Source organism: Streptomyces sp. NBC_00846 (assembly GCF_045207325.1).
GTDB lineage: Bacteria > Actinomycetota > Actinomycetes > Streptomycetales > Streptomycetaceae > Streptomyces.
The window spans coordinates 7,339,554-7,358,965 of the sequence record NZ_CP108846.1; the positions used below are offsets into that span (position 1 = coordinate 7,339,554).

General features: G+C 67.2%; 17 protein-coding genes and 6 pseudogenes. 9 read left to right on the forward strand and 14 right to left on the reverse strand.

Features of this window, described 5'->3' with window-relative positions:
• Positions 1-41: 41 nt before the first annotated feature.
• The 5 genes and pseudogenes from OG936_RS33565 to OG936_RS33585 form a co-directional block, all read right to left on the reverse strand.
• A complete protein-coding gene (locus tag OG936_RS33565; protein WP_406499655.1) occupies positions 42-206 on the reverse strand; it encodes a hypothetical protein in 165 nt (54 codons plus the stop codon).
• A gap of 25 nt (positions 207-231) precedes the next feature.
• On the reverse strand, positions 232-588 hold the full coding sequence (locus OG936_RS33570; protein ID WP_406499656.1) for a PRC-barrel domain-containing protein: 357 nt from the start codon (positions 586-588) through the stop codon (positions 232-234).
• Positions 589-853: 265 nt separating this feature from the next.
• The gene (istB, locus tag OG936_RS33575) at positions 854-1,630 is read right to left on the reverse strand and encodes an IS21-like element helper ATPase IstB (protein WP_406499657.1); all 777 of its coding nucleotides are present in this window, start codon (positions 1,628-1,630) and stop codon (positions 854-856) included.
• Positions 1,630-2,052, reverse strand: a pseudogene (locus OG936_RS33580) (IS21 family transposase); the annotation flags it as partial. The pseudogene OG936_RS33580 and the gene istB, both read right to left, overlap by 1 nt.
• Before the next feature lie 32 nt (positions 2,053-2,084).
• Positions 2,085-2,915, reverse strand: coding sequence for a hemolysin III family protein (locus tag OG936_RS33585; RefSeq protein WP_406499658.1), 831 nt, complete (start codon positions 2,913-2,915; stop codon positions 2,085-2,087).
• Between the two features lie 811 nt (positions 2,916-3,726).
• On the opposite strand from OG936_RS33585, the gene OG936_RS33590 reads away from it, so the two are divergent.
• Entirely contained in the window at positions 3,727-3,861 is a 135-nt protein-coding gene (locus OG936_RS33590) for a hypothetical protein (protein ID WP_406499659.1), read from the forward strand.
• A 229-nt stretch (positions 3,862-4,090) separates the two neighbouring features.
• Here the strand turns inward: OG936_RS33590 and OG936_RS33595 are convergent, their stop codons facing one another.
• A complete protein-coding gene (locus OG936_RS33595; protein WP_065965692.1) occupies positions 4,091-4,294 on the reverse strand; it encodes a cold-shock protein in 204 nt (67 codons plus the stop codon).
• 241 nt (positions 4,295-4,535) lie between these two features.
• On the reverse strand, positions 4,536-4,874 hold the full coding sequence (locus tag OG936_RS33600) for a MerR family transcriptional regulator (RefSeq protein ID WP_405683367.1): 339 nt from the start codon (positions 4,872-4,874) through the stop codon (positions 4,536-4,538).
• A gap of 814 nt (positions 4,875-5,688) precedes the next feature.
• Here OG936_RS33600 and OG936_RS33605 point away from each other — a divergent pair.
• Positions 5,689-5,881 (forward strand): annotated as a pseudogene (locus tag OG936_RS33605) (ATP-binding protein); the annotation flags it as partial.
• Positions 5,882-6,035: 154 nt separating this feature from the next.
• Here OG936_RS33605 and OG936_RS33610 read toward each other — a convergent pair.
• A complete protein-coding gene (locus tag OG936_RS33610) occupies positions 6,036-6,191 on the reverse strand; it encodes a hypothetical protein (RefSeq protein WP_406499660.1) in 156 nt (51 codons plus the stop codon).
• Between the two features lie 288 nt (positions 6,192-6,479).
• Between OG936_RS33610 and OG936_RS33615 the strand changes: the two are divergent.
• The 6 genes and pseudogenes from OG936_RS33615 to OG936_RS33640 form a co-directional block, all read left to right on the forward strand.
• Positions 6,480-7,505: pseudogene (locus OG936_RS33615) on the forward strand (ISAzo13 family transposase); the annotation flags it as partial.
• Between the two features lie 556 nt (positions 7,506-8,061).
• The gene (gene ltrA / locus OG936_RS33620) at positions 8,062-9,492 is read left to right on the forward strand and encodes a group II intron reverse transcriptase/maturase (RefSeq protein WP_406499628.1); all 1,431 of its coding nucleotides are present in this window, start codon (positions 8,062-8,064) and stop codon (positions 9,490-9,492) included.
• 124 nt (positions 9,493-9,616) lie between these two features.
• A pseudogene (locus OG936_RS33625) lies at positions 9,617-10,336 on the forward strand (ISAzo13-like element transposase-related protein); the annotation flags it as partial.
• Between the two features lie 979 nt (positions 10,337-11,315).
• Entirely contained in the window at positions 11,316-11,756 is a 441-nt protein-coding gene (locus tag OG936_RS33630) for a hypothetical protein (RefSeq protein ID WP_406499661.1), read from the forward strand.
• A gap of 267 nt (positions 11,757-12,023) precedes the next feature.
• Entirely contained in the window at positions 12,024-13,010 is a 987-nt protein-coding gene (locus tag OG936_RS33635; protein ID WP_406499662.1) for a CehA/McbA family metallohydrolase, read from the forward strand.
• A gap of 131 nt (positions 13,011-13,141) precedes the next feature.
• Positions 13,142-14,136 (forward strand): annotated as a pseudogene (locus OG936_RS33640) (IS5 family transposase).
• Here the strand turns inward: OG936_RS33640 and OG936_RS33645 are convergent.
• Positions 14,073-14,920, reverse strand: a protein-coding gene (locus tag OG936_RS33645; protein ID WP_406499663.1) for an IS5 family transposase whose coding sequence is annotated in 2 segments (ribosomal slippage) — positions 14,073-14,581 and positions 14,581-14,920 — 849 coding nt in all. Because the reading frame shifts where the segments join, the coding sequence is not laid out codon by codon here. The pseudogene OG936_RS33640 and the gene OG936_RS33645 sit on opposite strands and share 64 nt — an antisense overlap.
• A gap of 104 nt (positions 14,921-15,024) precedes the next feature.
• Here OG936_RS33645 and OG936_RS33650 point away from each other — a divergent pair.
• A complete protein-coding gene (locus OG936_RS33650) occupies positions 15,025-15,447 on the forward strand; it encodes a YjbQ family protein (protein ID WP_406499664.1) in 423 nt (140 codons plus the stop codon).
• Between the two features lie 330 nt (positions 15,448-15,777).
• On the opposite strand, the gene OG936_RS33655 is transcribed toward OG936_RS33650, so the two are convergent.
• From OG936_RS33655 to OG936_RS33675, 5 genes and pseudogenes are all read right to left on the reverse strand, one after another.
• Positions 15,778-16,095, reverse strand: coding sequence for a hypothetical protein (locus OG936_RS33655; RefSeq protein ID WP_406499665.1), 318 nt, complete (start codon positions 16,093-16,095; stop codon positions 15,778-15,780).
• Positions 16,096-16,118: 23 nt separating this feature from the next.
• On the reverse strand, positions 16,119-16,247 hold the full coding sequence (locus OG936_RS33660) for a hypothetical protein (protein ID WP_406499666.1): 129 nt from the start codon (positions 16,245-16,247) through the stop codon (positions 16,119-16,121).
• A 236-nt stretch (positions 16,248-16,483) separates the two neighbouring features.
• Positions 16,484-17,155 (reverse strand): hypothetical protein, encoded by a 672-nt coding sequence (locus tag OG936_RS33665; protein WP_406499667.1) that lies wholly within the window; start codon positions 17,153-17,155, stop codon positions 16,484-16,486.
• Between the two features lie 184 nt (positions 17,156-17,339).
• Positions 17,340-17,555: a hypothetical protein gene (locus OG936_RS33670; protein ID WP_373302700.1), complete on the reverse strand. Its 216-nt coding sequence runs from the start codon at positions 17,553-17,555 to the stop codon at positions 17,340-17,342.
• A 423-nt stretch (positions 17,556-17,978) separates the two neighbouring features.
• Positions 17,979-18,642 (reverse strand): annotated as a pseudogene (locus OG936_RS33675) (HAD-IC family P-type ATPase); the annotation flags it as partial.
• Between the last annotated feature and the right edge of the window lie 770 nt (positions 18,643-19,412).

Here is a 19,412-nt window from a genome sequence, read left to right on the forward strand (position 1 = left end):
GGGCGGGCGAAGCGGGGTGCTCTGCCCCAGGGGTGACCGCGTCACCGGGGCAGGCGCCTGCGGCGGCCCAGGCGCAGGCCGAGGAGGACGAAGTCGGCGAGCAAAACCATCACACCGATGACCAACAGGTAGAACATGCCCTTCGCCACCACTCCGATGATGCCGAGCACGATGGCCACAACGACCAGCAGGAGGAAGAGAGCCATCCGTATCACCTCATGGTGGGGGGCATCAGCGGCGGGCGAGGCGACGTTCGCGGCCCGCACCCGCCCGGTAGGCGAGCTCGTAGTACGCGAAGACCGTCTTCTCGTCCTCCGCGAGCAGTTCGCCGTCCGTGCCGATCGAGGGCGCTTCCTTGACCTGCTTCTTGTCGTAGGCGACCTTCAGATATCCGGGACCGACCGTCGCGTCGCCCAGGGGGACGAACACCAGCCGGTGCCGGGTCGGCAGACCGACCATGACTGTCGCGAACGCGGGCTGGTCCGTGGCCGTGTCGACGTAGACCGCCTCCAGGACGCCGATCTTGTGCTGCTCGTGGTCGACCACGTCGTGGCCTCGCCATTCCCTGATGTCTTCCGCCTCGAACACGGGACCCCCCTCTGTCGCAGGTCAGCTGAAGACCGCTGTCTCGTCTTTCTCTCGCTCCTCCCTCCTTACCGGGCTACGGGGCGTCACACCCTGAAGAGCAGCCAACTTGCAGGCCGAAGCGGCGGACGGCTTTCGCGCGCGGCGCGATGCCTCGGCGGTCGCCCGGCCCGTCGTGGCCCAGCGCGTAGCAACGTGGGTGTGAACGATCACGTAATTCCCCGGGCCCGGCGTCACGTAATTCCCCAGGTCCTGACCTCGTCCATGTCTACTTGGTCGAGGGCTTGTTTGTCTTGTCGGTGCTGCCTGCTCGGGGCCGCTTGTTGGGCCGGTAGCTGGGCCCGTTCATGATCACTTGGTGGCTGGTGTTGATGAGCCGGTCCAGGAGGGACTCGGCGACGACGGGGTTGGGGAAGAGCGGATACCAGTCGCTCGGCGCCCTGTTGCTCGTCAGGATCAGCGACCGGCCCTGCCGTTCGGAGACGAGCTCGTAGAGGTCGTCGGCCTGGGATGCGGTCAGCTGGCGCATCGCGAAGTCGTCGAGGATGAGCACGTCGGGACGTACCAGTTCACGCAGCCGGCGGTCCCAGGTGCGGTCCGCGTGGCCGCCGGCCAGGTCCGCCAGGATGCGGCTGGTCTTCGCGAAGCGGACGTTGGCGCCCTGACGGATGGCGAGGTGTCCGAGCGCCTGGGCGACGTGTGTCTTTCCGACGCCGACCGGTCCGAACAGGATTACGGACTCTCCGGTGTGCAGCCAGCGCAAAGCGGCGAGGTCGCGGATCTGGGCCGCGGGCAGCTTCGGGGAGGCCGCGAAGTCGAACTCCTCCAGGGTGACCTGCTGCTCGAACTTCGCCCGGTGAAGGCGGCGTTGGAAGGCGACGGTGTCACGGCGGGTGATCTCGTCCTGGCAGAGCGTCTGGAGAAATTCGAGGTGTCCGAGCTCGCCGCCGTGGGCCTGGGCCAGGCGGGCGTCGAGGGTCTCCAGCATGCCCGACAGCTTCAGCGTCCGCAGCGCGTCGCGCAGGGCGGTGTCCATGATGCTCATCACGCGGCTCCTTCTTCGTGACGGTGGTCATCACGGTCGTCGTTCGTCATGCCGGGGGTCGTCGCGGTCGAGAAGAGCCGCGTCGGGCCGTGCAGGAAGGCGGCGGCCCCGCCGTCGCCGCTGGTCTCAGGGGCGGGCTCGGTCTCAGTGCCGGCGACGAGGATGCCCTTGATGGTGCGGTAGGACGGGTCACCGACCGTGGTCGCCTTGGCGCAGGCGGCCTCCAGCCGGGCGTCGCCGTACTTCTTGCGCAGTCCGAGCACGCCCTGGGCGGCGCGGAGCCGGTAGAGCGCGTTCACTTCCAGCAGCCCGTCGATCACCTCCCGGCAGGCGGCGCCGACCTGGACGGACTGGGTGCGGCACCAGGCCGGGGTCCGCATATGGAAGGCGATCTTCTCGGGCGGGTAGTCGCTGGAGTGGGTGACGAGCGACGCGAGCCGGTACGCGGTCGCGGTCAGTAGGCGGCCAGGGAGATGGCGACGTAGTGCGCGGTGAAGGCTGCCACGGTCAGAGCGTGGAACACCTCGTGGAAGCCGAACCAGCGGGGCGAGGGGTCGGGTCGCTGGAGGGCGTAAACGACCGCGCCCGCGCTGTAGAGGAGACCGCCGGCCACGATCAGGGCGAGTACGGCCGCTCCGCCGGTGTGCAGGAAGTCGGGCAGGTAGCGCACCGGTGCCCACCCCAGGGCCAGGTAGCACGGGGTGTACAGCCAGCGCGGAGCTCCGACCCACAGGACCCGGAACGCGATGCCGGCCAATGCGCCCGCCCACACGATCCACAGCAGCACGGACCGCTGTTCCGGCGGGAGGAGGAGCACGGCCAGGGGGGTGCAGGTGCCGGCGATGATCAGGAAGATGTTGGCGTGGTCGAGACGTCGCAGAAGAGCCTCGCCGAGCGACCCCCAGGTGCCGCGGTGGTAGATGGCGCTCGTAGCGAACAGCAGCCAGGCGGAGACCGAGTACACGGCGCAGGCCAGGGCCGCCTGCGGGGTACGAGCCAGGCAGATGAGCACGATGCCTGCGATCAGTGCGGCGGGGACCATTCCGGCATGCAGCCAGCCACGCAACCTCGGCTTGATCGGTTCGGCCAGGTCGGCCGCCCGCTCCACCAGGCCGGCAACCGAGTGAGCATTCCCCCCTGCATCGTCACCTTGTGATCCGCAGGGCAGCCCGTCTTCACGACGTTCTCCACGCACTGGGGCGACGTGAATGTATTCGGCTTCAGCAGCGTCGCGAGACACAGCTTCTCGTCCTCCCTCGGACTCCTGGGTGTCACCGGTAATCATGCGGTCATGCTAGGAGACCTCACCCGGACAGCATTCTGGGAGGTCGGTCTCGAAATCCAGGCCCACGTCGCCTGGCATGGCCGTTTCGCCCCCGTGCGAACCCCAGCCCCGTTGATCCTGCCGCCAATTGAGTCTGCCGAAGCCGAGTAGATCGGCTGGTCATGGGAACGATCAGGGCTCCCGAACGGGCATCTCCGCTCGCCTGCCCGCCAGGATCGCCGATGCTTCCTGAGGTCCGCCCCCACATATCCGCCCCCTCGCACACCAGTTGGAACACCATTGGGCCTGGCTTCGCGTCTCGAAGCCGGCCATCTCGATGTGGAGCGCGTCGCCGGCATCGCAGTGGTCGTAGCTGCCCACTCCAGTGGCTATGCGGCCCTCAGCCATCTCCTCGCGCTGCTGGCCGCGCTACCTGCCCCCACCAAGGCAGGAGAACGCTTCTGGTCGGACCTGTGGAGGTCTTCGGGCACCGCGTACCTGCTACCCGTCAACATCAAGGCTCCGGTGCTGCGTTCCCTGGCAGGAGAAGGAACCGACCTGGCCCGACAAATCCTCTCAGCCGTCGATGAGATGACCGCGCCCCAACACGTCGCAGCCGGGGAGGCGATCGGTCAAGCCCTCACCGAGTCCGACCATTTTCCCGACCTCAAGACACAGGTCATCGGAGAACTGTGGCTCCGAGATCTCGAGCTCACCGCCTGGCGCGTCCTGCACGCAGACCGCAGGTGTGCACGACAACCGCACAGGGCATGCGGCGCCCGAGCCGACCTATGGCGCGCGGTCCCGGCCTCGTATCCCTACTCACCCAGCTGTGCTCCTGCCACTTCCGAGCAACATCCTGATCGCCGGCGAACTGCGCGCCAGCGACCTGGACCGTAGCGTCATGGCCGGGCCCATCGGTAAATCGAACGGTGAGGCGGCCGACCGAGCCCGGGACAAGGCTTGAAACGACCGAGTTCAGGAAGTTCCCGGCCGAGGTCGCGCCGGCCCCGGATGTGCCTCAACAGATCAGGGCCGCGGAGCCATTGCTGCGCGGCCCTGATCTGTTGAGGCACAGGTCCTGTCGACGCCCGGCACGAGAGCAGGTCCCCGTGTCCGGGTGAGCAGCACGGCCCGCACGGGCGACGGCAGTCACCGGACGCGGTGTGCGCGATCCCTCGGGCAGCGCTGCCAGGTCAGGCCAGGTTGATGTTCTCGGCCTGCGGGCCCTTCTGACCCTGAGTGACGTCGAACGTCACGGCCTGGCCCTCCTGAAGCTCACGGAAGCCCGAGGAGTTGATCGCCGAGTAGTGGGCGAAGACATCCGGGCCGCCCCCGTCCTGGGCGATGAAGCCGAAGCCCTTCTCCGCGTTGAACCACTTCACAGTTCCCGTAGCCATGTCTCATACCTTCCAGTCGATGAACGCCTCCCACGCCATGCGGAAGGCAGAGGTGATCGCCCTGGTCCCTGCGGCACAGCACAGCAAAACGCCCACACCAAAGGCGCGGGCAAAGGGGAACTCCGAACCACGACAGCTGACGCAGACGCTACACGCCCACACACCGCGTCACCATAGAAAGCGATCACGCCACACCCCGGGACGGTGCGTGCGGTGCCCGCCGATGCCGAAGGGCGTCATCTCAAACTGCAGCTGGTGGATTGGCCGGCCCGGCGGTGCGGCGGTGTTCGGCGTTGATGCGCTGGGCTTCTTCGAGCTGGTCTTCGAGGATGACGATGCGGCAGGCGGCCTCAATGGGGGTCCCGTGGTCGACGAGTTCACGCGCTCGGGCCGCGATGCGCAGTTGGTAGCGGGAGTAGCGGCGATGGCCGCCCTCCGAGCGCAGCGGGGTGATCAGGCGGGCTTCGCCGATGGCGCGAAGGAAGCCCTGGGTGGTGCCGAGCATCTCGGCGGCCCGGCCCATGGTGTAGGCGGGGTAGTCGTCGTCATCGAGACGGCCGAACGAGTCGTCTGCTGTCACTTGCACCTCTCTGTGGATCGCGTGGAGGGGCCCGGGTGCCGTATGGCACCCGGGCCCCGAAGGAACTACTACACCATCTGCCGGCCCTGATACTGCGCCGGCCTTCTGTTTCCGCAGACCCGACCGAGATGCTGCCGGGAGTGCGCGGATCGCGGTTGCTTGACCGGAGACCACCTCACTATCGATGTCCTGCGGTACCCGGGCCCAAGACTTCCGCCCGGGCGATCCTGATGGCGCGGGGCTCCTCCGTTCTTCCCTCTGGGATCAATCACTTACCTGACGCTGTACTGCTCTGTGGCCTGTGACAGCGCCGCTCTTCGGCAGCCAGCCCCGTCGCCCGTCCTGCGTCTGCTCTGGCTTGGAACCCCACTGCCGAACCTCCCGGCACGCGCGCCCGCAGCCGACGCCTTCACCGAGGTGCTGCTCACTGACTTCACTGCTGGGTACTGCGCACTGCACTTACGGGTACTGCCACTGCGGTACTGCTTCACGGCGGCCCCTGATCACTGCGGGCCACCCGGTCCGGCAGTCAGTCCCGTCGCCGTCCTGCAAAAACCCTGGCTTCGAAACTCCACCACCGCACCGTCCTGCGAACTGCAACTACGTGTATTGCGGGTACTGCTGCCCGGCAGTGTTCATCTCTGCCAGGCCCTGCGGTCTCTCTGGGCTACGAGAGAAACCATAACCATGCCGCCACCCAATGTCTACTCCAGCCAAGACAGATTTTTATGCCTGCGGCGACGAGGTAATCGACCTCGAACGCTGAGGTGCAGAGAAAGGGCTGTCGAGTGGCTTGGAGACCGCGGGCCGGGAGACCGAAGGCCCCGACGGCATCGGCATGGCCGTGCACGACCGCAGCCCGCGGGCGCCCCGCATGCGTACCCCCGACCTGAACGACGGCACTGGAGGATTCGGCTGGCCCATGGTCAACCACTTCGCCCTCACCACCGCTGTCACCCGCCGAGTGCCCGGCGGCAAGACCGTCCAGTGCCCTTCTGGCCCGGTAGCGCCAAGGCGGCTGCGCTCCCCTGGGGGGGGGACCGTTGACCTTCCCAGGGTCCATCTCACGGACGACCGCTGCACCAACAGCCGCGACGAGAAGAGCGGCAAAAAGTGGTTCGACGGCGAACTCGTCAGTCAAGGGCGGCAAAGGCACCGACATCATGCCGCGGGCTCCAGGGAGCAGATCGCCACGGCGTCGAAGGGGCTGTCCAAGGCGGCGGCCCACGAACTGATCGGCGCCCTGGTCGATACCTCGTCGGCCACGCTGCCGCGCTTTCGCAGGCCCAGTTCCCCGGCGACCGAGGTTGCTGTCACGCTCCGGCGGGGCCGGCCCCGTCTTGACCGTGACGCTCATTTGACGCTCCGGGCCCCGAGAGGTCACCTCCCGAGTCGAGAAACCGGCTCTGACCAGCGGTTTCTGCTGACTCGCTCCCTGTGACATCTTTTCGATGACGCATCACGTGGAGTGCGTGGCGGTGCTTGAGCCGGTCACGAAGGGGTCCTGACCTGCTGTTTTGTGCGTGCGCATTATGTGCGGTGTGGGCGTTAGGGCCCGTAAAGAATCAACACGTTGCTTCACGACCTCCCTGTCGTTGGTGTGGTATGCGCATACCGAGCGAGGTTCGTGACCAACTTGCCCTGAGATTCGGAGTGTTGTTCCCTCATCTGAATGAGCGGCAGCAGCGGCTGGCGCTGGCCGCCGAGGCCCGGCTGCTGGGGCACGGCGGGGTCCGGGCCGTCGCGCGTGCCGCAGGGGTGAGCGAGACGACGGTGCGGAAGGGTGTCTTTGAGTTGGAGGGCGGTGAGGGCCCACTACCCGATGGCCGGGTCCGCCGGGACGGTGGCGGTCGCAAGAGCGCCGAGAAGCTTGACCGGCTGCTCGTTCCGGCGTTGCTGGCGCTGGTCGAGCCGGATGAGCGGGGCGATCCGATGTCGCCGCTGCGGTGGGCGACCAAGTCGCTGCGGTCTCTGGCCGGGGAGCTGACGCGGCAGGGCCATGCTGCGTCGGCGCCGACCGTGGGCAGGCTGCTGCGGGAGAATGGTTTCAGTCTGCAGGCCAATGCGAAGACCCTTGAGGGCGCTCAGCACTCCGACCGGGACGCGCAGTTCCGGTACATCAACGACCAGGTCAAGGACCATCAGGCGGAGGGCGAGCCGGTGGTCAGTGTGGACACGAAGAAGAAGGAAGTCGTCGGGGAGTTCAAGAATGCGGGACGTCAGTGGCGGCCGGCCGGTGAACCCGTGCGGGTTGACGTCCATGACTTCCCCGGCGATGCACTGGGCAAGGCCCTGCCTTATGGCATCTACGATCTGGCGGCGGACACCGGCTGGGTGAATGTCGGTACGGATCACGACACCGCAGCCTTCGCGGTCGAATCGATCGGCCGTTGGTGGAACGGGCAAGGGCGCCTCGACTACCCGCAGGCCAGACGTCTGCTGATCACTGCCGATGCCGGCGGCTCCAACGGCTACCGCACCCGGGCCTTCAAGACCGAGCTGGCCGCGTTCGCCGCCCGGACCGGCCTGGCCGTCACGGTCTGTCACATGCCGCCGGGCACATCGAAGTGGAACAAGGTGGAGGTGCGCCACGAGGCGCCACTGTTACCGGGCAGGGGTGAAAGACCCCTGCCGCCGGACTGTCGCAGCAGTCCGGTGAAGCTGAGGGCAGCCGAGCCGTGGAAACGCACGGGGAGGTAGGAGCAGCCCTGACAACGACGGAGCGCGTCGGTACTTCCAGACGGCGCGGGTCCGGCAAGCAAGACGAGACGCCGTACGAGAGAAACCAGTGCCTGACGTCCCGTAAGTGTTCCACCGGCTCCAATCTGGAGGATCTGGGCCGGGTGCAGCGCACGCCGTCCGCTTGCCGGGCGGCGACTTCGAAGCCGGTCTCTCGATGCTGGTGAGGAGGCCACGTTGAATGCCTGCGGCGTAGGCGTGGCGATGCTGTCGGGGTAGAGCTGGCCGGCTCGCTCGTCGACCGGAGAGTGGTGAACGTGGGAAGCGTGTTGGAACCGCCCTTCCCGGCTGGCAGCCCGTCAGCCGGTGGGCAGGCCCGTTGTCGGCTGATGGCTCCAGTACGTGGCGGAGGCCCCGTAGTAGTCCGAGCGTACGAAAGGTGCGTACATGGCGAAGGGGGCCAGCAAGTCTGTGGCCGAAGTGCTGGAAGACCAGGAGGTTCTCGCCGGTGAATACCGACGAACTTGAGGCCGTCACGTATGTGGCGGAGCGACGGGTACTGGAGATCCAGACCAAGCTGCACCGTTGGGCCCGTGATGATCCTCATCGCAGGTTCGATGACCTGTTCAACCTCTGTGCCGATCCCGCGTTCCTTCTGGTCGCGTGGGATCGGGTGCGGGGCAACAAGGGTGCGAGGACCGCTGGGGTGGATGGCCGCACCGCGGCGTCCATCGTGGAGCGGACGGGCGTCGAGGAGTTCCTCGTCGGGCTGCGGGAGAGCATCAAGGACCGTAGTTTCCGTCCGCTGCCGGTGCGGGAGCGGATGATCCCCAAGGCAGGCGGGAAACTGCGCCGGCTGGGGATCGCCACGATCGCGGACCGGGTGGTTCAGGCATCCTTGAAGCTGGTTCTGGAGCCGATCTTCGAGACGGATTTCCTCCCGTGTTCCTACGGGTTCCGTCCGAACCGCCGGGCACATGACGCGGTGGCCGAGGTGCGGTTCTTCACGTCCAAGTCGTATGAGTGGATCGTGGAGGGCGACATCAAGGCCTGCTTCGACGAGATTTCACACTCCGCCCTGATGGACCGGGTGCGGAAGCGCGTCGGAGACAAACGTGTCTTGATCTTGGTGAAGGCGTTCTTGAAGTCGGGCATCCTCGGTGAGGACCGGGTACTTCGAGAGACCACCGCCGGTACCCCGCAGGGTTCGATTCTCTCACCGTTGATGAGCAACGTGGCTCTGTCGGTCCTGGACGAGCACATCGCCCAGTCTCCGGGAGGCCCGAGGTCTACGCCTTGGGCGCGGACCAAGCGGCGTCGTCAAGGTCTCCCCAACTACCGGCTTACCCGGTACGCGGACGACTGGTGCCTGATGGTCAAGGGCACCAAGGACGACGCCGAAGCTCTGTGCGAGGAGATCGCGGAGGTGTTGTCCACGATGGGCTTGCGCCTGTCCGTGGAGAAGACTCTGATCACCCACATTGACGAGGGGCTGGACTTCCTCGGGTGGCGCATCCAGCGTCACCGCCAACGCGGATCCAGCCGCAGCTACGTCTACACCTACCCCTCGCGCAAGGCCCTGACGGCCGCGATGGGCAAGGCCAAGGCGATACGCCGCAGAACGGCCACCGGCCTGCCACTGGACGAACTGCTCATCCAGATGAACAGGATGTTGTTCGGCTGGTGCATGTACTTCCGCCCCGGGGTGTCGAGCGCAACCTTCCAGTACCTGAGCTCGTACACATGGGGTCAGGTCATGAAGTGGCTGCGTCGCAAGCACCTCCGGATCAACAGGAAGGATCTCCGCCGTCTTTATTGCGGTGGGGGATGGTGGCCAGCAGGGAAGGAACGGACACTGTTCGATCCCGGCAAGGTACGCACGACGCGCTACCGATACCGGGGAACGGTCATCCCTTCCCCCTGGCCGACCACCGGATGAAGATCAACAGGGGCAGTAGGACGGGACTTGTGGAGCGCCCGGTGCCATGAGAGTGGCACGCCGGGTGCGGGAAGAGGCCCGAAGAAACGGCTCGCTCGAAAGACGAGACCGCGCTTCGGGCCTACTTCACCATCGGCTGTTCTCCGCGATCACCATGAACTGGCGCGGCAGACCGCTGAACAGCCACGAGGTCGTCGTGCAGTCCATCGCCGCGACCACCACCCGCACCGGTCTCACCGTCCAGGCGGAACTCGACACCGGCACCTATCCCACCGGTGTGAAGGTCAGCGACGCCGAGCTGAACGCGGTGCCGGTCACCGGGCATGCCTTCCACGGCGAATGGAACTACACCGTGCACCCCCGCCCCGCCAGCCCGGCAGGCCCCACCAGGCCGACGCCCGGGCCGGCGGCGGTCTTCGACCGCGGTGCCCTGTCACATCCCGTGCTGACCGGCATGACCTGCACCGCACTGACCGAGCTGACCGAGACCCTGACCCCCGGCTGGCAGGCGCTGCAGAAACCGGACCCGGCCACCCGACGCGACGGCGGCACCCGGCGCCGGGCCCCGGGCGGCGGCCGCAAAGCCAAACTCGACCTGGCCGAACGGGTCCTGGCCACCGTGCTGCAACAAAACCTCGCTCTGCCGCCTACCGTGCTGGCCCACCTCTTCGACGTCAGCAAGGACACCATCCGCCACACCACCAGCGAGATCCGACGACTGATGGACCAGCACGCACACACACCCCAGCCCCCAGCAGCACACCTCAGCACCCTGGCAGGACTCCTCGTCCACGCCACCGCACACGGCGCGACCCTCACGACAGAGACCAAACCAACGTGTTGATTCTTTACGGGCCCTTACGGGCGATATCTTGACGCTGAAATGACGCTCGTGACGCGAACTGTTGGGCAGGTCAGGCCCTGTCGGGTGGCGCATATCGATGGGGCGCCGAGGGCGGGCGACGTTCTGCGCGGAGCTGCTGGTTCCTGATGGTCACTTGTCCCGGAAGAGACCAGCCATCCCCGTGACCTGCGATGCTGGAGGGCTGGGCGTCGCTGACCTGCACAGATGGTCTTTCGGCTGTTTCACGCTCGTGCTCGTTGATACAGCCGAAAGTCCCAGAGAAGTCCCAGGGCACTCCCAACGGCAATGGTGACTCTTTCGGCTCTATGCAGCATGCGGGGGCGTGGTGTGGGCTGGGACCTGTGGGTAAGTGGTCCGCCTTGAAACGAACGACAGCGCGCTCTTCTTGAGCGGCTCGCGGCCGGGCAAGAACCTGGAGCCTGGGCACCGGGCGCAAGCGCTGGACCATGCGCTGGAAGGCCGCACTCCAAGCCTTCGACATTGCCTTCGACGGCCGGCTCACCGCCGGACGCCGCTAGAACACACTGACCGAGTCACACCGTTCGCTGGGCTCTGGCTCTCATCCGGTGGTGACGGAAGGTCACGGCGGCGACGAATAGGCCATCAATCATGAATCCGCAGGTCCGCGCACCACAGCGGTCGTTCTCCGGGGCCGACCGATCGGCCCGGCGTCTGTCCGTGAGAGTCCGGCGCGACAAGAGCTCAGCGCCCCCGATGCGCTGCCATCCGCTTCAAAGCATCGAGGTCAGAGCACCGGCCGCACTCTCTGCAAGGTAGAGATACCCAATACTCACGATCTGTCACCACCGGATGTGAGACAGAGCCGTTCGCTGTACAGACCCGCACCTGGGCAAAGCGGCACGGACGCGCACCGTGAAGACGGCATGGCTCCGGCCCTGGCAGATGGCCTGATGCCAGGCTGAGCGCGTCATGCCTGCTGGGTGTTGGGAGATCCGCCGTGTCCATCGCGTTCCGCATCAGGTGCTGCCTGTGCCGCAAGAACATCCCGCTCGCCGGGGACGTCATCGCTCTCGATGGCGAGTGGCAGCGGCGCTACCCGGACATGCACGGCACGCTCGCCTGCGAACGGTGCTCCATCGACTACGGCTGGAACTGCTGCACCACGGCAGGGGGCGGCTTCGTCGACGGGCACATTGCCGCGTCCGAGGACGTCGTCGACGTCGACTTCATCAGCCACCTGCTGGAGCGCGGCACCCACCGTGCCCTGGTGGTGACCTACCCCCGCTCCGGTCTGCTCCAGGGAGCGGAGCCGTACCTGCGCTGGCTCGCCAGCCACAAGCACACCCTGCCCGAGGTCGCCGCCCGTCTGGGCGCAGCCCTTGACGAGTGGGACGCCGCACAGCGCAGTGCCGACACCGGCCAGACGGCGGCCGTCTGACCTGCCGCCGGTCACGCCGTCTGCTCCAGACGCTGCGGCTCTACCTGGTGGCCGGTCTTCTCGGCACGGGCCCGGCGTAGCGCGGCGGCCTCGGTCGCCGCCCTACCGGCGGAGTCCCGGAGGAACAACCCATCCGGCCCTTACTGATCGTTTCAGAATGAGAATTTGATCTCGATGTCCCGGCGGGGGCGGCGCCCGGTGGTGTCACGGAACCGGTTGCTCTGCCTGGACGTTTGCTCGACAGGCCTTTGATGGAGGAGAACCTTGTTGAGTTTGAGCTTCCCGCCGGTACGGGCGCTGGGACGCGGGGCGGGCTGGTACCGCGGGGACTGCCATGTCCACTCTGTCCACTCGGACGGAGAACTCGCTCCCGAAGAGTTGGCACTGCGGGCACGGGTTGCTGGGCTCGACTTCATCGCGACGACAGAGCACAACTCTGCCGCGGCACCCGATGTATGGGCGCATCTGGCTGCCGATGACTTCTTGATAGTGCTGGGTGAGGAAGTGACTACGAAGACCGGGCACTGGCTTGCGCTCGGCACCAGCCCCGGTCAGGTCGTCGACTGGAACCACCAGGTCAGGGACGGACTGATCGATCGGTGTCTGGATCAGGTCCATCAAGTGGGAGGCCTGTGCGTGGCCGCGCATCCCCACGCGCCCTATCCGTCGGGCGACTTCATGTTCCCCTTCCGGGGCTTCGACGTGGTGGAGGTGTGGAACGGGCTGTGGACTTCGGACCGGCCCTGGAATGCCGACAACGAGGCCGCCCTGGCCGAGTGGGGACGGAGCCTCGCAGCCGATATCCAGACGGGCTCTTGGCGGCCGGCGATGGGCAACAGCGACACACACCTGGAGGGGCAGATCGGCATCCCGCACACCGTGGTTTTCTGCGAGGAGCTGAGTACCCAGGCGATCCTCGCCGGGATCCGCTCAGGCCGCAGCTGGATCGCCGAGTCGGCGGAGGTGGAAGTGTCGTTCACCGCCAGCGTTGATGGTCGCATCGCCGGGGTGGGCGAACAGCTCGCAACTCATGGTGGGCGGGTCGAAGTGCAGGCAGCAGTACTTGGTGTGTCGGCGGCGACCGTCAGCTTCCACACCGATAGAGGGAAGGTCCACCGCGTGTCGCTTGCCGGCGACGGAGCAGGTGCGGTGCAGTGGCACACGACGGCGGAGGACTCGGCGTTCGTCCGCATCGAGGTCCGCCATCCCAACGGGCACGTCGCCGCACTCACCAACCCGATCGCCCTGACCTGACTGATCGCCTCAACATGATGTGCGCAGGCGGCGTAGGCAGATGAGGCTGCAGGCTAGGGCGTGTTCCAGGTTCAGATCACTGTTGGGTCAAATCGCTCCGCCGGAGTGGCTCGGGACGGTAGACATCCGGGGTGACGCGAGGCGATCTGACGGATGCAGAGTGGGAGTTGTTCGAGCCGCACCTGCCGCTCGGCGTGAGCGGACCGATCCCTGACCTGCGTAAACAGTTGAACGCGGTGATGTGGAGGTTCCGGACCGGGAGCCCGTGGCGCGACATCCCCGAACGCTACGGGTCCTGGTCCACCGTCTACGGCCGCTTCCAGAAGTGGGCCCTTGCGGGCACCTTCGAGACGCTGATGGAGCGGATGATCGCCGAGGCGGCCCGGCGAGGACAGGCCGATCTGGACCTGGTCAGCGTCGATTCCACCGTCGCACGCGCGCATCACCACGCGGCCGGCATGGCCGTCGACCCCGAGCTCCTGGAGGAGCTGGTGAAAGCCGCCGAGGAGGAAAAGGGGCTCCAGCAAAGGGACAATCCGCCCAGGTGACGGCCGAAGGCGACCCGGTCAAGGAAGCGTTACGTGCCGAACGACGACGGATACGCCGCCGCCACAAGGCCCGCCTGAAAGCTGCCGCGTTGGGGCGCTCGCGGGGCGGGCTGACGGTCAAGACGCACCTGGCCACCGACCGGCGGTGCCGCCCGCTGTCGTTCGTGGTGACGCCGGGACAGGCGGCCGACAGTCCGCGTTTCGCCGCGGTCCTCGACCGAGTCAGGATCCGTGGGCCGGTCGGTCGGCCCCGCACCCGCCCCGGGGCCGTCGCCGCCGACAAGGCGTATTCCTCCCGCGCGAACCGCTCCTACCTGCGTAAACACCGGATCCAGGCGGTGATCCCGGAGAAGAAGGACCAGGCCGCCCACCGTAAGAAGCGAGGCTCGAAGGGCGGCCGCCCCCTCTCCCACGACGCCGAGCTTTACAAGGAGAGGAACACCGTCGAGCGCGGCATCAACAAGATCAAGGAATGGCGAGGGCTGGCCACCCGCTACGACAAGACTCCTACCAGCTACCTCGCCGGACTCCACCTACGCGGATCGATCATCTGGCTCCGGAGTCTCCGCCCCACATGATCCGAACCTGGAACACGCCCTAGTTCGAGCAGGCCCAGATGGAGGTCGGCGCGCCGTTCGTAGCGGATGCGCAGTCGTTTGAACTGGTGCAGCCACGCGAAGGCGCGCTCGACCACCCAACGGACCTTGCCCAGTCCAGAGCCGTGGGCGACACCGCGTCGGGCGATCATCGGCTTGATGCCGCGCTTCCACAGCAGGCGGCGGTACTTGTCGAAGTCGTAACCCCGGTCGGCGTACAGGCGCCGAGGCTTGCGACGCGGGCGTCCCCGCAGGCCACGGATCGGCGGGACGGAGTCCAGCAGCGGCAGGAGCTGGGTGACGTCGTGGCGGTTCCCGCCGGTGAGGGTGACGGCCAGCGGAGTGCCGTGACGGTCGACGATCACATGATGCTTGGAGCCGGGGCGGGCGCGGTCGACGGGCGAGGGGCCGACGTGATCCCCCCTTTAAGGGCCCGGACATGTGACCCGTCGACAGCGCAGTCGTCCATGTCCAACAGCTCCGCACGCCGAAGCTCGGCCAGCAGGGCAGCGTGCAGGCGGGGCCACACTCCGGCCTCGGTCCAGTCCCGCAGCCGGCGCCACGCCGTCACCCCGGAGCAGCCCACAGTCTCGGCCGGAACGTCCCGCCAGGCCACGCCGGTCCGCAGCACGTACACGATGCCCGCGAGCGCCGCCCGGTCCGGAACGCGCAAACGTCCGGGGTAGCGACGACGACGCTCGGGAACAGGCGGCAGCAGCGGAGCCACGCGCTCCCACAGGCCGTCCGGAACAAGATCAGCACGCACCCGCACAGCCTGCCGACCAAGATCGCCAGGCGCAAGGTCGTGGGCTCAGCTCATTTTGAAACGATCAGTTAGTGCTTTTGCTCCGCGATGGGTACCGGTGAAGCATGACCGGCACCTTCACCACCCGCACCATCAACATTGCAACCGGCGCCACTGAGACCATGCACGACCTGACGAACGCATGCTCCGCGTTCCTCCGGGAGGTCGCTCATGGGCGAAACGGACTGCTGAACGTTTTCACCCCCCACGCGACATCCGGCCTGGCCATCATCGAGACCGGCGCGGGCAGTGACAATGACCTGTTGGCAGCCCTCCGCGAAATTCTTCCCGCAGACGACCGTTGGCGAGCCCGCCACGGTCGTCCAGGCCACGGCAGTGACCACATGCTCCCGGCACTGGTACCACCACACGCCACGCTGCCCGTAGTCAATGGTGAGCTGGAGCTGGGGGCCTCGCAGTCCGTTGTACTGGTGAACTCCAACCGGGAGAGCCCCGAACGCCAAGTCCGGCTGTCCTTTCTCGGCTGACCACACCACCCACGCGGTCCTGCGGCTGACAGCCCTCTGTTGGCAGCCGATGTCGACTACAGGCCGATGCCGTAGCGGGGGTTGGTCTCTTCAGATGCCGGCCTGGTCGAAATAGTCGGCGACGGCCTTTGAGCCGTCGGCCCATCCGCCTTCGCCGACACGTTGCGATCGTGTCGGCGCCCTTCTCGCGGGCGGCGGTGGCGAATCCTCGGCGTAGGGAGTGGCCGGTCCAGCGGGCGGGCAGGTCGGGAGCCAACAGATCGTTCGGCCTTGCAGTGAGGCCGGCGCGGGCGACGGCGCGGGTGACGATCTCCGCGATGCCCTCGCCGGTCATGCGGCCGGACGGGGCGCCGATTTCCTCGCCGTTGCGGAACATCCGGTGGCCGATGTTGCCGTGGCGGTCGATGTGGATGAAGATCGGGCCGGTGGCTGGCAGCCGTGGTCGATGAGGCACTGCCGCCATGCGCGAAGGGCCCGCACGGGGCAGATGCCGGGGAACGTGCCGTACGGTACGCCGTGCGCGTCGTCCTTGTTGACCTTCGGCCGCCAGAGCTGGAATTCGAGGCACTGCTCGACCTCGATGACGTCGGCCCAGTCGAGGAGCCGTGCCTCGGAACCGCAGGCGGCGAGGGCGAATCCGGTCAGCAATGCGGCCGTGTCGCGGAGGCCGATCAGGTAGGGGGCTGCGGCGCGGTCATCTTGCGGAGCAGCAGCATCCTTGTCCCGCCCGGGTCGTGCAAATGCTGCGCTGCACCACGAACCACCATCCCAGCCACCACCACGATCAGCAGCAGCACCATGCAGCAGCCGCAGGCCCTGGCCGACGGCTGCTCTCACAGCTATCGCACCTCACAGGGCAGCGCGCCTACCTGGGGAAATGGGCTGTGAGACTCACAGATTTCAAAGCGCGCGGGGGCGGCCGGCGCACACCTACGATTCCTGTCTGCCTCACTGGATACGGCCGCGCAGCTGACCTGGCGCACTGGCGCGCGAAGCGATCTCAGCCGCGAGGGTCAGGGGGACGGGAGCGTGCTTCTCAGGAGTGGGGTGTCATTCCTTGGGGGTCGTTCTGCGGGGTGTACGTCTTCATTGCCTTGTCTGTCATGAGTGCTGAGATCCGTCGCCATTCCTGGTGTTCCACTTCGGCGGTGCGGAGCCATTCCTCGGCTCGGTAGCTGTCCAGTGCCTGCCCGGCGATGTCGCGCTGGTATTCCTGTGCGTCCTCAGCGGCGCGAGCGACGTCCTGGACCGTCATCCCGGTGGCCAGTGCCTGTACCCGGGCGCGGTAGAACCGGGCGGTGCTGGGGGCGAGGGGGATGGGTTCTTCGAGGGGATGCAGCCAGACGGCGGGCAGGGCGGTGTAGGTGTTGGCGGCGGGGAGGGTGACCTCGTTGCCGTCGGTGTCGGTGACGAAGCCGTCGATCTCGTACTCGGGGCCGGCGGGGAGGTCCAGATGTACGGTCTGGTCGGCGGTGAGGCTCAGGGTGACCCGGTTGGTGGTGGTGGCCTCGTAGCCGTCGACGGTGGCGCCCTCGGGGTCGGTACCGGTGACGGTGAGGTCGAAGCGGTCGCCGCGGCGCAGGTTGAGTCGCATGTCGGCGGCGAAATCGGCATGGGTGCGGGGGATACGGTGGCGGAGGGTCGGCGGCAGTCGCTGGGGGACCTTGACCTGGTAGGTCTCGCCGATCCGGATGTCCTGGACGCGCATGACGGCCTCCTGAGCCCCTCTCCAGCCTCCCCCGGGCCGTCCCGAACCGCCAAGGCCGGGGCGGGGAAGCGCCGCGCGGCGGCCCGGTAGAGCCCGCGACCGGAACGTAGGTGACCTCTGACAAGTGATCTTGACCGATTGCCAGGCGACTTTGACCGCCCGGTTCAGGCCGCTTCGTCCGTTCCTACTCGCCGTCGCTGGTGGTCCGGTTCAGACTCCGGCGCCGGTTCTTCTCGGAGCGACGCACCAGCTCGCTCGCGGCGAGCGTCACGGTCGCCACGCCGCGGACCCAGCGGGGCCCGCCGCGCTCCGCCCACACCACACACGCACACCCGCCGGCGGCGAGCACCAAGACGCCGAGCAGCACCAGGCCGACCATGTTTCCCACCTCTGCGTTCATTCGTACGGTCCCGCTGATCATCGGACAGTAGGAGAGTGCAGCCGCGAGCTCCGTCTCACACCCTCACAGCCTTGCTGCGCAATGCGTCTACCTGCGCAAATACGGTGTGAGGCTGACAATCTCCGCGTCTCCTGGGGGCTCCAGGCGCTGCTCGTGCCGCTGGGGGAACAGCAGGCCCGGGCCGCCGGGAAGCAGGCCCTTGCGGCGGAGATGGGGGGCGCGGCGGGCGCACCAAGTGGTGCAGTACGTGCGGGGTCGTCGGGTGAAGGCGGGTACGGGCTGGGTGCACACGGCGGGCTCGAAGACCTGCGCCGCGACGTTCAGGAGGTGCTGTCGCTGCTGCGCACCACAGCGCCGGTAGCGGTCGGCGGCGCGGCGGGGGCGCCGGACCGTGTGGTGGCTGGTGCCGGCGACGGCGACGGCATCGCACCGGGATGGCTTGTAGCGCACGCCGCGCAGGGCCAGTGGAATCAGGCCCACGATGATCAGCGCGTTGAAGATGATCGCCGAGGTGGGGCTGTGCAGGGCCATGATGTTGAGGTGCTGCAGGCCCGGTAGACCGAGGCGAACATGGCCGGGATGATCGCGAAGTATTTCGCGACATCGTTGGCGATGGAGAAGGTGGTCAGCGCGCCGCGGGTGATGAGCAGCTGCTTGCCGATCTCGACGATCTCGATCAGTTTGGTGGGGTTGGAGTCCAGGTCGACCATGTTCCCGGCCTCCTTGGCGGCCGAGGTTCCGGTGTTCATGGCCACGCCCACATCGGCCTGGGCCAGGGCGGGCGCGTCGCCGGTCATCGCGATCAGCTTGCCACCGACCTGCTCCCGCCTGATGAGGGCCATCTCATCCTCGGGCGTGGCCTCGGCGAGGAAGTCGTCGACCCCGCCTCCTGCGCGATGGCCCGGGCCGTCAGGGGGTTGTCACCCGTGACCATGACGGTTTTGATGCCCATGAGGCGCAAGTCCTCGAACCGCTCTCTGATCCCGTGCTTGACCACGTCCTTCAGCTGGACGACCTCCAGGACCCGGGCGGGCTCACCGGAGTGGTGGACCGCCACCACAAGCGGGGTACCGCCTGTGGAGGAGATCTCCTGCCTCCGGCCAGCTCACCGAGCACAGTGCGGAGTAGGCCCGCAGCCGCCACTGTGTTGTTCCTCCGCCCATGCGCTGAGCAGGCATAAGAGGCTTCGGAGAGAACGCTGTCCGCACTCAGTACCGAGGCCGGACACGGCCGACACTCCGACGCCGTCTCCCGCCTTGAGCTTCGAGAGCAACCGGGGAGACGGACCGTTTCGCAGGACGGTACGGTCAGCACCAGTCAGGGAGACAGCATTCAGGTCGACCACGCGCTGCTACGGTCGCCGCTGTCCTGTACGACGCGGTGGTGCTGTTCGACGGAGGCGTTTCACCGACGATCCGGTCCGGAGGTTCGTCCGCGACGCGTGCGGCACCGCAAGCCCATCGTTGGTTGCCGGTGGAGGCATCGGCCGCCCTGGGCGATCTCCTGCACGCTGGGGTCACCGACCCGGATGCGGCGGGAGGCGAACCCGCCGCTCGGTACGGAGTGGTGACCGCGGCCAACGGCGACGACGCTTCCAGATGCGTTCGCCGTAGCGATTGCCGACGGCAGCTTGAGCGGACACAGTCAGCGCACCGGGCGAAATTCGGGGCACGGTGGAAGCATGGTGGGGGGAGGACGCGTTCGACGCCCGTGACGAAGACCGACGCATGCAGTCGTTGATGCGCAGCTCCTTCAAAGCGCGGCGCCCTGCTCTCGCTGCCGCACTGGGGCATCCCCGCCACCGTGCAGGACGAAGGGGCGAGCAGCCAGGAGCATCACCGGTGTTCTTGCCACGGT